Origin of the sequence: Stenotrophomonas maltophilia, from assembly GCF_047497515.2 — a bacterium.
Classification (GTDB): Bacteria; Pseudomonadota; Gammaproteobacteria; order Xanthomonadales; family Xanthomonadaceae; genus Stenotrophomonas.
On sequence record NZ_JAXAXL020000022.1, the window covers coordinates 1 to 12,545 of the forward strand.

11 protein-coding genes are annotated in these 12,545 nt (G+C 67.7%); 4 read left to right on the top strand and 7 right to left on the bottom strand.

Features of this window, described 5'->3' with window-relative positions:
- Nucleotides 1-163 precede the first annotated feature (163 nt).
- Nucleotides 164-733 (bottom strand): response regulator transcription factor, encoded by a 570-nt coding sequence (locus tag ACMZPQ_RS20615; protein WP_012510702.1) that lies wholly within the window; start codon nucleotides 731-733, stop codon nucleotides 164-166.
- A complete protein-coding gene (locus ACMZPQ_RS20620) occupies nucleotides 730-1,956 on the bottom strand; it encodes an ATP-binding protein (RefSeq protein ID WP_197583630.1) in 1,227 nt (408 codons plus the stop codon). Before ACMZPQ_RS20620 ends, ACMZPQ_RS20615 begins: the two co-directional genes overlap by 4 nt.
- Nucleotides 1,957-2,070: 114 nt before the next feature.
- On the opposite strand from ACMZPQ_RS20620, the gene ispG reads away from it, so the two are divergent.
- The 3 genes from ispG (at nucleotide 2,071) to ACMZPQ_RS20635 (ending at nucleotide 4,914) form a co-directional block, all read left to right on the top strand.
- Nucleotides 2,071-3,336 carry a flavodoxin-dependent (E)-4-hydroxy-3-methylbut-2-enyl-diphosphate synthase gene (gene ispG / locus ACMZPQ_RS20625; protein WP_414486140.1) on the top strand — a complete coding sequence of 422 codons (1,266 nt, stop codon included), beginning with the start codon at nucleotides 2,071-2,073 and terminating at the stop codon, nucleotides 3,334-3,336.
- Nucleotides 3,317-4,066 (top strand): phosphatase PAP2 family protein, encoded by a 750-nt coding sequence (locus ACMZPQ_RS20630; protein ID WP_197583626.1) that lies wholly within the window; start codon nucleotides 3,317-3,319, stop codon nucleotides 4,064-4,066. The genes ispG and ACMZPQ_RS20630 overlap by 20 nt, the downstream gene beginning before the upstream one ends.
- Nucleotides 4,067-4,266: 200 nt before the next feature.
- Nucleotides 4,267-4,914, top strand: a complete 648-nt coding sequence (locus ACMZPQ_RS20635; RefSeq protein ID WP_197583625.1) for a response regulator — start codon at nucleotides 4,267-4,269, stop codon at nucleotides 4,912-4,914.
- Between the two features lie 126 nt (nucleotides 4,915-5,040).
- Here the strand turns inward: ACMZPQ_RS20635 and eda are convergent, their stop codons facing one another.
- The 5 genes from eda to zwf form a co-directional block, all read right to left on the bottom strand.
- Nucleotides 5,041-5,700, bottom strand: coding sequence for a bifunctional 4-hydroxy-2-oxoglutarate aldolase/2-dehydro-3-deoxy-phosphogluconate aldolase (eda, locus tag ACMZPQ_RS20640; protein ID WP_053449385.1), 660 nt, complete (start codon nucleotides 5,698-5,700; stop codon nucleotides 5,041-5,043).
- A 236-nt stretch (nucleotides 5,701-5,936) separates the two neighbouring features.
- Nucleotides 5,937-7,853 carry a phosphogluconate dehydratase gene (edd, locus tag ACMZPQ_RS20645; RefSeq protein WP_197583624.1) on the bottom strand — a complete coding sequence of 639 codons (1,917 nt, stop codon included), beginning with the start codon at nucleotides 7,851-7,853 and terminating at the stop codon, nucleotides 5,937-5,939.
- A 58-nt stretch (nucleotides 7,854-7,911) separates the two neighbouring features.
- Nucleotides 7,912-8,634, bottom strand: coding sequence for a 6-phosphogluconolactonase (gene pgl, locus ACMZPQ_RS20650; RefSeq protein ID WP_197583621.1), 723 nt, complete (start codon nucleotides 8,632-8,634; stop codon nucleotides 7,912-7,914).
- Complete coding sequence (gene glk, locus ACMZPQ_RS20655; RefSeq protein WP_197583620.1) at nucleotides 8,631-9,638, bottom strand: glucokinase; 1,008 nt, start codon at nucleotides 9,636-9,638, stop codon at nucleotides 8,631-8,633. Before glk ends, pgl begins: the two co-directional genes overlap by 4 nt.
- Complete coding sequence (gene zwf, locus ACMZPQ_RS20660) at nucleotides 9,635-11,071, bottom strand: glucose-6-phosphate dehydrogenase (protein ID WP_197583618.1); 1,437 nt, start codon at nucleotides 11,069-11,071, stop codon at nucleotides 9,635-9,637. The genes glk and zwf overlap by 4 nt, the downstream gene beginning before the upstream one ends.
- Nucleotides 11,072-11,423: 352 nt before the next feature.
- On the opposite strand from zwf, the gene ACMZPQ_RS20665 reads away from it, so the two are divergent.
- Nucleotides 11,424-12,506 carry an ABC transporter ATP-binding protein gene (locus ACMZPQ_RS20665; protein WP_197583617.1) on the top strand — a complete coding sequence of 361 codons (1,083 nt, stop codon included), beginning with the start codon at nucleotides 11,424-11,426 and terminating at the stop codon, nucleotides 12,504-12,506.
- Nucleotides 12,507-12,545 lie beyond the last annotated feature (39 nt).

Sequence of the window (12,545 nt, forward strand, 5' to 3'; positions counted from 1 at the left end):
ACCGGCCCGGGTTCGGTGTTGAACTGGGCAAGCAGATCCGATGACCCGCGAGATCCTGGCGCAGCTGAAGCGCTGACGCTCTGGTAGTGCCGGCCGCTGGCCGGCATCCAGGAGATCATGCCGCGGTTGATGGGATTGCCGGCCAGCGGCCGGCACTACCCCGTCACCGGCTAGGGTCGCGCTCAGGGCTCGGCCGCTTGGCCAGCTTGCGCTGCAGCGAGCGCCGGTGCATGCCGAGCAGGCGTGCGGCTGCCGAGACATTGCCGCCGGTTTCGTGCATCGCCTGCTGGATGTGTTCCCATTGCAGGCGGCTGATCGGCGTCATCGCGTCGGGCACTTCCATTTCGCCGTCGTCAGCCGGGCCGTCGTCTTCCTCGCCCAATGCGCGCAGGATCATCGGTACGGTCGCCGGCTTCGGCAGGTAGTCGTCGGCCCCGAGTTTGATGGCCTCCACCGCGGTGGCGATGCTGGCGTAACCGGTCACCAGCAGGATCCGCATGTCGGCGCGCAGGGCGCGCAGCGGCTGGATCAGGGCCAGGCCCGAATCGCTGCCCAGCTTCAGGTCGATCAGCGCGAACGCTGGCGGATGCTGGCGGGCCAGTGCCAGCGCGCTGGCGGCATCCTGGGCGGTCTGGGTTTCCAGCCCCTTGCGCGCCAGGCTGCGTTGCAGGGTACGCAGGTACAGCTCGTCGTCGTCGACCAGCAGGCCCAGGGTGGAGTGGTGAAGGCTCATGGGGTGTCCTCGCGTGGGGCCAGCGGCAGGCGGAAGCCGACGCGGCTGCCGGCCCCCTGGGCCGGGCGCATCCACATCTCGCCGTCGAGGCGTTCGATGGTGGCATGGGACAGGGCCAGGCCGACGCCCATGCCCTCGCTTTTGCTGCTGCCGAACAGCCTGCCCGGCAGCACGGCGGCACGGGCGTCGAAGCCGTGGCCGTAGTCGCGCACTTCGCCGATCAGGTCGTCGCCTTCGATGCGCAGGTCCAGGTCCACGCGCGGCCGGCCGGCCTGTTCGCCGGCATCGGCGGCATTGTTGAGCAGGACCATCAGCAGGTGGCCCACGCCCGGGTCCAGCGGCAAGCGCAGCGGTGCGTCGTCGTTACGGTGCAGGTCGATGGTCGGTCGCACCAGGCGCCACTGCTCCAGCACCTGCTGGGCACTGGAGTGGCTGCGCCCGGGGGCATCGGTGGAGGCCGGGGCAGCCAGTGCCAGCACCCGCTCACGGCACTGCACCAGCAGCTCGCGCAGGGTTTCCATGTCCTCGCGGACCTCCGGCTCCTCGCTGCGCTCGGCGACGTCGTCGGCGAGCAGGGTCATGGTCGCCAGCGGGGTATTCAGTTCGTGCGCCACCGAGGCGGCATGGGTGGCCAGGGCGACGATGCCCTCGTTGCGGGCGAAGCGCTCGCGCAGCGCCGACAGTTCCAGTTCGCGCTGGCGCAATGCCAGCGCCAGGCGGGTCGAGAACGCCAGCACCACCGCGGCGGAGATCAGGAAGTTGGCCACCACGCCCCAGCGGTTGAGGTCCTGAGCGCGAAAATAACCGTCCGGCAGGGGTTGCCCGAAGATGCCGCTGCTGGCGTAGCCGAGCAGGCAGGCCAGTGCCACCGCCAGCGCCCAGCGCAGCGGCAGCGCGAAAGCGGCCAGTGCGATCAGGATCAGGAACAGCGAACTGAACGGATTGGCCATGCCGCCGCTCCAGCCGACCATCCAGGTCAGGATGATCACATCCACCAGGATGTGGCCGAAGGCGGTCAGCGGCGCGGTGTCGGCCGCTTCGGGGCGCAGCTGGGTGTAGACGTTGAACAGGGCCAGCACCGCCACGCCGGCCCACAGCGGCAGCTGCGGCAGCGGCAGGCCCAGCACCCAGGTGGCGACCAGGATGGTGGCGGCCTGGCCGCCCACGGCAAGCCAGCGCAGGCTGCACAGGGTACGGAGAAACGGGGCGTCAGGACCGGTCATGCCTGCTCATCGTATGCGTTCGCGGGCGCCGGTGCCTGCGACAATAGGCCGCAGCCGTGCCGCCGGCTGAATGCGAGTCACCCGGAATGCGGGGGCGGGCGGTAGAATGCGCCCATGCACGACGCCGTCACCCGCCCGACTCCTCCCTCCGATGCCACCTCCTGGCCGCGCCGCCAGACCCATGCCGTCCAGATCGGCGGGGTCACCGTAGGCGGAGGCAAGCCAGTGGTGGTGCAGTCGATGACCAATACCGATACCTCCGACGTCGCCTCCAGCGTGAAGCAGGTGGCCGAGTTGTGGCGTGCCGGTTCGGAAATGGTGCGGTTGACCGTCAACACTGTTGAAGCCGCTGCTGCGATCCCGCGCATCGTCGACAAGCTGGCGATGATGGGCATCGACGTGCCGCTGATCGGCGACTTCCACTACAACGGCCACCAGTTGCTGACCGCCGAACCGGCGTGTGCCGAGGCGCTGGCCAAGTACCGCATCAACCCGGGCAACGTCGGTTTCGGCAAGAAGAAGGACCTGCAGTTCGCCCAGCTGATCGAATTCGCGATCCGCTACAACAAGCCGGTGCGCATCGGCGCCAACTGGGGCTCGCTGGACCAGGCGCTGGCGGCGAAGCTGATGGACGAGAACAATCTGCGCGAACAGCCCAGGGACGCCGGCCGCGTGCTGCGCGAGGCGCTGATCCGTTCGGCGCTGGACTCGGCCGAGCAGGCGGTGGAGCTGGGCCTGCCGCGCGATCGCATCGTGCTGTCGGCCAAGGTCAGCGGCGTGCAGGAGCTGATCGCGGTGTACCGCGACTTGGCCCAGCGCTCTGATTTTGCCCTGCACCTGGGCCTGACCGAGGCCGGTATCGGCAGCAAGGGCATCGTCGCCTCGTCGGCGGCGCTGAGCGTGCTGCTGCAGGAAGGCATCGGTGACACCATCCGCATCTCGCTGACCCCGGAGCCGGGCCAGTCGCGTACGCAGGAAGTGATCGTCGCCCAGGAACTGCTGCAGACCACTGGCCAGCGTGCCTTCACCCCGTTGGTCACGGCCTGCCCGGGCTGCGGGCGTACCACGTCCGAATTCTTCCAGGAACTGGCCAAGGTGGTGCAGAACCACGTGCGCGAGAAGATGCCGCTCTGGAAGATCCACCACCCGGGGGCGGAGAACATGACCCTGGCGGTGATGGGCTGCATCGTCAATGGGCCGGGTGAGTCGCGGCATGCCAACATCGGCATCTCGCTGCCGGGCACTGGTGAGACGCCGGCGGCGCCGGTCTTCGTCGATGGCGAGAAGAAAGTGACCCTGCGTGGCGACAACATCGCCCAGGAGTTCGTCGCCCTGATCGACGATTACGTCGAACACAACTATGTCCGAAGCGCCGGGTAGGCCTGCGATTCTCGCTGCACCGGAGTCCGCCTCCGGTTTCCGCCACTGGATGGGGCGCAATGCCTGGCGCCTGGTCCTGCTGTTCGGCGGCGTGCTGCTGCCGCTGGCCGGTTTCGTCGCGTTGGCCGACGAAGTGCACGAGTTTGAATCGTTCCATTTCGACGCGCCGCTGCTGTGGCAGATGCATGGCCTGCATTCGCCGCTGCTGGACCGCTTCTTCGTGCTCATCTCCAAACTGGGCTACGAGTGGTTCCTGATCCCGGCCGACGTGCTGATCATCGGCGTGCTGCTGGGGTATCGGCGCTGGCGCGAGGCGACCTTCGTGGCGATCAGTTTCGTCGGTTCAGCGCTGCTGAACATGGGCAGCAAGCACTTCTTCCAGCGCCAGCGGCCCAGCCTGTGGGAATCGATCGCGCCGGAATCGACGTTCAGCTTCCCCAGTGGCCACGCGATGGGCTCGATGACCCTGGCGGTGACCCTGGTACTGCTGGCCTGGAACACCCGCTGGCGCTGGCCGGTGCTGCTGCTGGCACCGTCGTTCAGCTTGCTGGTCAGCGTGTCGCGGGTCTATCTGGGGGTGCATTACCCCTCCGACATCCTGGCTGGATGGTGTGCCGCGCTGGTTTGGGTGGTAGGGTGCTATCTGGTCATGTTCAGTCGCCGTCATCCGTGGCGACGTCACGACTCGCCGCCAGCGACGGCCAGCGAAGCATCACCACAGGGGGATTGACGTGGATGGCCCTTCGGGGACGTCTACGTGATAGATGAGTTGTTTCGTTGCAGCAGGTTCTGCAAGACAGGGGGCAAGCACAACGCGTGGTTATGTGATGCGCAAGGCAGATCGCCAGCGCCGCATGCCGGACGCGCTTGCAGGGTTTCGGCACTCTGCCTAGCTTGACCTGCATTGGCCGCATTCGAAGAGGTACGTGAATGACGATTCGAGTCTACCTGGTGGATGACCACGCACTGGTCCGCACCGGGATGAAGATGATTCTGTCGGGAGAAACCGACATCGAGGTGGTGGGCGAAGCCGAGACCGGTGAGGATGCGCTGCGCGACGTCCGCCAGCTGCTGCCGGACGTGGTGCTGTGCGACCTGCACCTGCCGGGCGTGAGTGGCATGGAAGTAACCGAGCGCATCGTCCGCAGTCACCGCAACATCCGCGTGGTGATCGTGTCGGTGCTGGAGGATGGCCCGTTGCCGAAGCGCCTGCTTGAAGCGGGTGCCGCCGGCTACATCGGCAAGGGCTGCGATGCGCAGGAGCTGCTGCGTGCGGTGCGCGACGTGGCGGCCGGTCGTCGCTACCTGGGTACCAGCATTGCGCAGAACCTGGCGCTGTCGACGGTGGAAGGCAACGGCTCGCCGTTCGACAGCCTGTCGCCGCGTGAGCTGGAAGTGGCGCTGCTGCTGACCCAGGGCCTGCGCCAGGAAGACATCGCGCGGCGCCTGAGCCTGAGTGCGAAGACGGTGAACACCCACAAGGCGCGGTTGTTCGAAAAAATGGGAATCCACGACAACATCGCGCTGGCGCGCATGGCCAGCCAGTACGGGCTGGTGGACCCGGCGCGGCCGTTGTAGTCCGGTCGCGCTTGGATGATGGGGTCAGAGCCCGTTCCACAGGAACGGGATCCGACCCCGGATCTGCCCGTCGCGGGGGTCGGATCCCTTTCCCGGCGGGAAAGGGCTCTGACCCCGATCAGGGACTCAGTGACCGCGTACGCGCTTGATGATCTTCGCCGCATCGGCGGCGCTGGCGCGCACCTTGTCCCATTCGCCGTCGGCGATCCAGTTGCCCGGCACCATCCACGAACCGCCGATGCAGACCACGTTCTTCTGCTCGAGGTACTCGGCGGCGGTGTTTTCAGTGATGCCACCGGTCGGGCACAGCTTGAGATCGGCAACCGGGCCGGCCAGGCCCTTGATCATCGCCAGTCCGCCCACGGCGGTGGCCGGGAACAGCTTGCATACGCGGAAACCGCGCGCATACAGCGACAGCAGCTCGGTTGGCGTCGCCGCGCCCGGCACCACCGGCAGCGGGGCGGCGGCCAGCGCATCGGCCAGTGCCGGCGGGGTACCCGGGGTCACCAGGAAGTCCGCACCCGCATCGATCGACTGCTGCATCTGCTGCACGGTCAGCACCGTGCCTGCGCCCACCACCACGTCCGGCAGTTCGCGCTTGAGCATCGCCAGCGCTTCCATCGCCACCGGCGTACGCAGGGTCAGCTCGATCGCCGGCAAGCCCCCTTCCAGCAGCGCCGCACTCACCGCGCGCGCCTGGTCCAGCGTATGAATCGTCACCACCGGCAGGATGCCCGCCGCATGCAACAGCTCCGCCGCCTTCACCTGATGTTGTTCGATACCCATAGCTCTGCTTCTGCCTTTGCTTCTGCTTTTGAATTTGATTTTCAGTGATCACTTCGCGGCATTGATGCGCCGGAGAGTGTCAGGAGGGCGCGGTCAGCCCCAGCCGGGACCGTGAGCGGCATGGATGCCGCGACCGAGCCCCCATGGATGGGTTTACGGCGTGTCCCGGCTGGGGCTGACCGCGCCCTCAGCCAGGAAACTCACCGCCGCGACAAACCCGCAACGCTCTTCAACCCTCAGGCGTCCTTCGCCTCATGCGGTGCCGCCGCAGCCGCCGCATCGTGCCCCAGCTCATATTCGGCGTCGTAGTTCCACGGCCCACCATCGGCCGCTGCCGGCCCGCACGAAATCGAAATCGCGCCCTGGTCGGCCGGGCCCACCACACGACGGTTGATCGCAAACAGATTGCGGCCCAGGTCATGCGCCGCCGGAGCCGTGTTCGGCGCCAACGACCGCGCCGCCCATTCGGCAGCATCCACCAGCACTTCCAGCGTGCCGGCTTCGCCATCCAGGCGGATCATGTCGCCCTCGCGGACCTTCGCCAGCGGTCCACCGCGCGCCGCTTCCGGGGTCACGTGGATGGCCGCCGGAATCTTGCCCGAGGCACCGGACAAGCGGCCGTCGGTGACCAGCGCCACGCGCCGGCCCTGGTTCTGCAGCAGGCCGAGCAGCGGCGCCAGCGAGTGCAGTTCCGGCATGCCATTGGCACGTGGACCCTGGTAACGCACCACCGCCACGAAATGCTCGGGCAGCAGGCCGCCGGCGTGCAGCTTGTTCAGCACCTGCGGCGCATCGACCACCACCGCCGGTGCCTCGATGCTGCGGTACTGCGGCTTCACCGCCGACAGCTTGATCAGTGACTTGCCCAGGTTGCCGCGCAGCAGGCGCAGGCCACCCTGGCTTTCGAACGGGTTGTCGACGCCGCGCACCACGTCTTCATCGGCGCTGCGTTCCAGGCCCGGCAGGTAGACCAGCTTGCCCTCGCGCAGCTGCGGTTCGCGGGCGTAGTCGGCCATGCCACCACGCGCCACGCTGACCAGGTCGCCATGCATCAGGCCGGCCTTGATCAGTTCGCCGAACACGAATGCGGGGCCACCGGCGGCGGCGAAGCGGTTCACGTCGGCTTCGCCGTTCGGGTACACGCGGGCCAGCAGCGGAATCAGCTGCGACAGCTCATCGAAATCGTCCCAGGTCAGCACGATGCCAGCGGCCCGCGCCACCGCGATCCAGTGGATGGTGTGGTTGGTCGAGCCGCCGGTGGCCATCAGTGCGATGACCGCGTTGATGATCGCGCGCTCGTCGATGATCCGGCCCAGCGGACGGAAATCGTCGCCCAGCGCGGTGATGTCCAGTGCGCGCTCGGTGGCTTCGCGGGTGAGCGCATCGCGCAGGGCAGTGTCCGGGTTGACGAACGACGCACCCGGCAACTGCACGCCCATCGCTTCCAGCAACACCTGGTTGGAATTGGCGGTGCCATAGAAGGTGCAGGTGCCGGCGCCATGGTACGAGGCGGACTCGGCCTCCAGCAGCTCCTCGCGGGTGGCTTCACCGGCGGCGTAGCGCTCGCGCACTTCAGCCTTCTGCTTGTTCGGAATACCCGGGGTCATCGGGCCGGCCGGCACGAACACGGCCGGCAGGTGGCCGAAGGCCAGCGCACCGATCAGCAGGCCCGGCACGATCTTGTCGCACACACCGAGGTGGATCGTTGTGTCGAACATGTCATGGCTGAGGCCGATGGCCGTCGCCTGCGCGATCACATCGCGCGAGAACAGCGACAGTTCCATGCCGCCGCGGCCCTGGGTCACGCCGTCACACATCGCCGGCACCGCGCCGGCCACCTGTGCGGTAGCGCCCAGTTCGCGGGCGATCTGCCGGATCTGCTCGGGATAGGTTTCGAACGGCTGGTGCGCCGACAGCATGTCGTTGTAGGCGGTGATGATGCCGAGGTTCGGCGTCACGCCGCCGCGCAGGCGGCTCTTGTCGGTACCGCCGCAGGCGGCGAAGCCATGGGCGAGGTTGCCGCAGCTCAGGCGGCTGCGGAACGGGCCATCGCGCAGGGCGGCGTCGATCCCGGCCAGGTAGGCGGCGCGCGAGGCGGCGCTGCGGCGGATGACGCGCTCAGTGATGGCATGCAGTTGCGGATGGAGGCTCATTGGCTACCGGCGTTCGTGGTGGCGAGAGGCAAGCGGCGGCAGCGCGCCGCCGCCGACATCAATCAGCCCAGTGGACGCGCAGGCGCGCGCCGTCCAGGTTGATCGCGTTGAGGATCGGGTACTGCTGGGCGTCGTTGCTGTCCAGCGCCTGGCGAAGCACCTGCAGTTTCTGCTTGCCGCGCAGCAGCAGCAGGCGCTGCCGGCACTGGCGCAGGCCGTGCGGGGTGAGGGTGATGCGCAGCGGCCACTGGTTCGCGCCCGGGCAGCCGGTGGCATCGAGCGCGGCGTAGGGCAGGGTGCTTTCCAGCGCGCGGGTCAGGTCCTTCGAGCCGGGGAACAGCGAAGCGGTGTGGCCGTCATTGCCCATGCCCAAGGCCACCAGGCTCGGCGGCTGGCTATGCTGGGCCTGCAGGTTGGCGGTGTAGACGCATTCCGGCAGCGGCTTGCCCACGCGCACCAGCGGGTCGAAATGCGCACCCTCGGCACGCTTGAGCAGGTGTTCGCGTACCAGCCAGGCGTTGCTGTCGCGATCCTGCGGCGACAGCCAGCGTTCGTCGGCCAGGCTCACTTCAACGCGGTCCCAGTGCACGTCCAGCTCGGCCAGTGCCTGGTAGACCGGCGCCGGCGTGGTGCCGCCCGACAGCAGGATGCGGGCGCGGCCCACTTCGTTGATGTCATGGTTGAGGGTCTGCGCGATCTCGGCGGCCACCGCTTCGATCCAGCCATCGGCATCGCCGTGAGGGATGAACTCGATGCGGTCGTCGTGGAAGCTGGGGCTCATGCGGCAACTCCTGGTGCGTCACGTTCGGCATCGGCGGCATAGGCGGCAGCACCCAGCAGCCCGGCGTGGGGGTGCATCACGGCCAGCGAGGGCACGCGTGCCATGATCGAAGAGAAGCGGCCCTTGTGCTCGAAGCGCTGGCGGAACCCGGAATGCTGCAGCGAATCGAGCATTTTCGGGGTCAGTCCGCCGGTCAGGAACACGCCGTCCCAGGCGCCCTGGGTCAGCACCAGGTCACCGGCGATGGCGCCGAACACTGCGCAGAACACATCCACGGTGCGCATCGCCTGCGGGTCGCCGTGCAGCGCACGGGCGGTTACGTCCACCGGCAGCAGCTGGCCGGGATCGATGCCGGCCATCTCGCACACGGCGCGATGGATGTTGACCAGCCCGGGACCGCAGATCAGCCGCTCGTTGGAGACACGGCCGAACTGCTCGGAGAGGATCTCCAGGATGCGGATCTCCTCCGGCGTTCCCGGCGGGAAACTGACATGGCCGCCTTCGGTTTCCAGCGGATAGCAACGGCCGTGACGCAGGATCAGGCCGCCGACGCCGAGCCCGGTGCCAGGCCCGATCACCGCATAGTTGCGCGGCTGGCCCGGCTTGCCCGGTACCCATGCCGCGCCGCCGACCTGGATCACGTCATCGGGCTGCAGCAGCGAAATCGCCATCGCCTGCGCGGCGAAGTCGTTGATCAGGTGCAGTTCGTCGAAGCCGAGCATCGCCGCGGTGCGGCTGCGCGAGATCACCCACGGGTGGTTGGTGATGCGCGCCTCGTCACCGTCGACACGGCCCGCCACTGCGAACACGCCACGGCCCGCGCTGGCACCGATCTGTTCGAGGTGATGACGTGCGGCATCGCCCAGCGACGGGAATTCCGCCACCGCGTATTCGCGGATGCTGTCCTTCAGCAGCGGCGCATCCAGCGAGGTATCGGCCAGTGCGAAACGGGCGTTGGTGCCCCCGATGTCGGCGACGAGCACCGGCTGCGAGCCCCCACTCATGCCGAGGCTCCGCTGTCCGGCGCGTCCACGCCCTGCGGCAGGAACTCCGTTGCGTTGCCCGGGCCCCACTGGCCAGCCGGGTAGGGCTCCAGCGGCAGGCTGGCTTCCTTCCACGCATCGGCGACGCTGTCGATCCAGGCCCAGGCCGCGCGGACTTCGTCATCGCGCACGAACAGCGTGTGATTGCCGTTGAAGGCATCCAGGAACAAGCGTTCGTAAGCGATGCGGCGGTGCAGGCCGGTCGGCACCGACAGTTCCAGTTCCAGCGGATGCAGTTCCAGCGCGCCCCATTCCGGGCCGGCCAGGCTGCTCATCAGGCCCAGCTCGATGTTCTCCTGCGGCTGCAGCTGGAACACCAGGCGGTTCGGCGCGGCCTGCGCGCGCTGCGGGCGCTCGAACAGCCAGTGGGTGACCGGCTTCAGCGTGACCACTACGCGGGTCGTGCGCTCGGGCAGGCGCTTGCCGGTGACCAGGTGGAACGGCACGCCGCTCCAGCGCCAGTTGTCGATGTGTGCGGTGACGCCGGCGAAGGTCTCCACGTCGCTGCCTTCCGGCGGCTGGTAGGCCTGGGCCGGCTGGCCGTTGATGGTGCCGGCGGTGTAACGGCCGCGGATGCTGTCACGCGCGGCGTGCTTGGCATCGAGCGGACGCAGGGCGCGCAGCACCTTGACCTTCTCGTCGCGGATGCGGTCGGCTTCCAGCGAGGCCGGCGGCTCCATCGCCACCATGCACAGCAACTGCAGGATGTGGCTCTGGACCATGTCACGCAGCGCGCCGGAACGGGCGTAATAGGCATCGCGGCCATCCACGCCTTCGCTTTCGGCTACCAGGATGTGCACCGATTCGATGTAGTTGCGGTTCCACACCGCTTCCAGCAGCGTGTTGCCGAAGCGCAGTGCGATCAGGTTCTGCACCGCCGCCTTGCCCAGGTAGTGGTCGAGGCGGAACACGCGGTCCTCGTCGATCCACTGGCCAATGGTGGTGATGATCTCTTCGGCGCTTTCGCTGTCGCTGCCGATCGGCTTCTCCAGCATCAGCCGTGCCGGCGCGGCGAGGGCGCCGCCCTTGGCCAGGCCTTCGCAGGTGGAGATGTACAGGCCCGGCGGGATGGCCAGGTAGCTGACGCACTTGCGGTGCACCAGGTCGGCGACCGCGGCGGCCACCGAATCGACGTCGCGCAGGTCCACCGAGCGGTAGTCGATGCGGCGCAGCAGCCGGGCGATGTCGTCCTGCGTGGCCATCGGCATGGCCTGCTGCAGGCGCGGCCGCAGGATGTCATGGAAGGCTTCGGTGTCATGCCCGGACAGGGCCAGTGCGCGGATGCGGAAGTCCTCCGGCAGCAGGCCGTCGCCAAGCAGGCGAAGCAGCGAAGGGAACAGGTAGCGCTGGGCCAGATCACCTGTGGCACCGAACAGGAAGAGGGTGTCATGCATCGCTCGAGTTTCAGATCCGGGTGACATCGTTGTCAATCGCTTCATGGCTGGGTTCGGGGGACATCCGCGCAACTGCCTGTCCGAGGTTCTTGGGGTGGGTTTCCCGGGGCTCCGGAAGACCGTTCCATTCGAAACCACTGCCTCGGCGGAAGCTTCGTTCCGCCGCCGACGCAGATCGGTGCGCACCGATCATCGGATAGTGCCACGTGAAAACGTTTACATGGCAGAATGGGCAACTGTATTCGATTGCAGTGCTCGCCGTCATGCGGCAAGCGCGCAATCATCGCTGCCATCGGGAGGGCCGAGGCAGTCCCAAAAGACAGCCCGGCTTCGGGCGGACCGGATAGGTGATATGGCAAAAGTGCAGTTGCAGGGTGTGCGCAAGGTCTATGACAACGGCCAGGTCGCGGTGAAGGACGCCACCTTCGAGGTCGCCGATGGCGAGCTGATGGTGTTGGTCGGCCCGTCCGGCTGTGGCAAGTCGACCCTGCTGCGGATGGTGGCCGGCCTGGAAGAGATCAGCGGCGGCACGTTGACCATCGGCGATCGCGTGGTCAACGACGTGGCGCCGAAGGATCGCGACATCGCGATGGTGTTCCAGAGCTACGCGCTGTACCCGCACATGACCGTGGCCGAGAACCTGGCCTTCGGCCTGAAGCTGCGCGGCCACGACAAGGCCACCATCGACAAGCGCATCGCCGAGGCAGCGCAGACGCTGGGCCTGACCGAGATGATGGACAAGCTGCCCAAGGCGATGTCCGGCGGCCAGCGCCAGCGTGTTGCGCTGGGCCGCGCGCTGGTGCGTGAGCCGGCGGTGTTCCTGCTCGATGAGCCGCTGTCCAACCTCGACGCCAAGCTGCGCCACAGCGTGCGCACCGAAATCGCGCAGCTGCACCGCAAGCTGGGCACCACCATGATCTACGTGACGCATGACCAGGTTGAAGCGATGACCCTGGGCCAGCGCATCGTGGTGCTGAAGGATGGCGTCATCCAGCAGATCGATACGCCGATGGCGCTGTACGACCGTCCGGCCAATCTGTTCGTGGCAGGTTTCCTGGGCAGCCCGGCCATGAACGTGCTGCGCGGCACGCTGCAGGGCGATGCTGGTGGCGTGACCGTGGTCGACGGCGAATGGCGTGCACCGCTGGGCCAGGCCACGATCGATCCGGCGTGGCTGCAGAAGCCGATCGCGGTGGGCGTGCGCCCGGAGCACCTGCAACCGGCGGCCGCCGATGATGCGCATGCGTTCATCGCGCGCATCGAAGGCATCGAGCCGGTCGGCAACGAAATCTTCGTCAATCTCAGCAGTGGCCAGCATGCGCTGACCATGCGCGTGGCGCCGCAGTCGCTGCCCGCGGTGGGCGAGCAGATCCGCGTGGCGATCCACCCGCAGGGGCTGCATTTCTTCAGCCCGGAAACCGGCGAGCGCCTGTAAGCGGTAGTGCCGGCCGCTGGCCGGCATCATCAAAGTCGT

Excerpts from the sequence above, each read along its gene's own strand:
- ACMZPQ_RS20615 (WP_012510702.1), bottom strand. The coding sequence starts at position 733 with ATGAGCCTTCACCACTCCACCCTGGGCCTGCTGGTCGACGACGACGAG.
- ACMZPQ_RS20620 (WP_197583630.1), bottom strand. The coding sequence starts at position 1,956 with ATGACCGGTCCTGACGCCCCGTTTCTCCGTACCCTGTGCAGCCTGCGC.
- ispG (WP_414486140.1), top strand. The coding sequence starts at position 2,071 with ATGCACGACGCCGTCACCCGCCCGACTCCTCCCTCCGATGCCACCTCC.
- ACMZPQ_RS20630 (WP_197583626.1), top strand. The coding sequence starts at position 3,317 with ATGTCCGAAGCGCCGGGTAGGCCTGCGATTCTCGCTGCACCGGAGTCC.
- ACMZPQ_RS20635 (WP_197583625.1), top strand. The coding sequence starts at position 4,267 with ATGACGATTCGAGTCTACCTGGTGGATGACCACGCACTGGTCCGCACC.
- eda (WP_053449385.1), bottom strand. The coding sequence starts at position 5,700 with ATGGGTATCGAACAACATCAGGTGAAGGCGGCGGAGCTGTTGCATGCG.
- edd (WP_197583624.1), bottom strand. The coding sequence starts at position 7,853 with ATGAGCCTCCATCCGCAACTGCATGCCATCACTGAGCGCGTCATCCGC.
- pgl (WP_197583621.1), bottom strand. The coding sequence starts at position 8,634 with ATGAGCCCCAGCTTCCACGACGACCGCATCGAGTTCATCCCTCACGGC.
- glk (WP_197583620.1), bottom strand. The coding sequence starts at position 9,638 with ATGAGTGGGGGCTCGCAGCCGGTGCTCGTCGCCGACATCGGGGGCACC.
- zwf (WP_197583618.1), bottom strand. The coding sequence starts at position 11,071 with ATGCATGACACCCTCTTCCTGTTCGGTGCCACAGGTGATCTGGCCCAG.
- ACMZPQ_RS20665 (WP_197583617.1), top strand. The coding sequence starts at position 11,424 with ATGGCAAAAGTGCAGTTGCAGGGTGTGCGCAAGGTCTATGACAACGGC.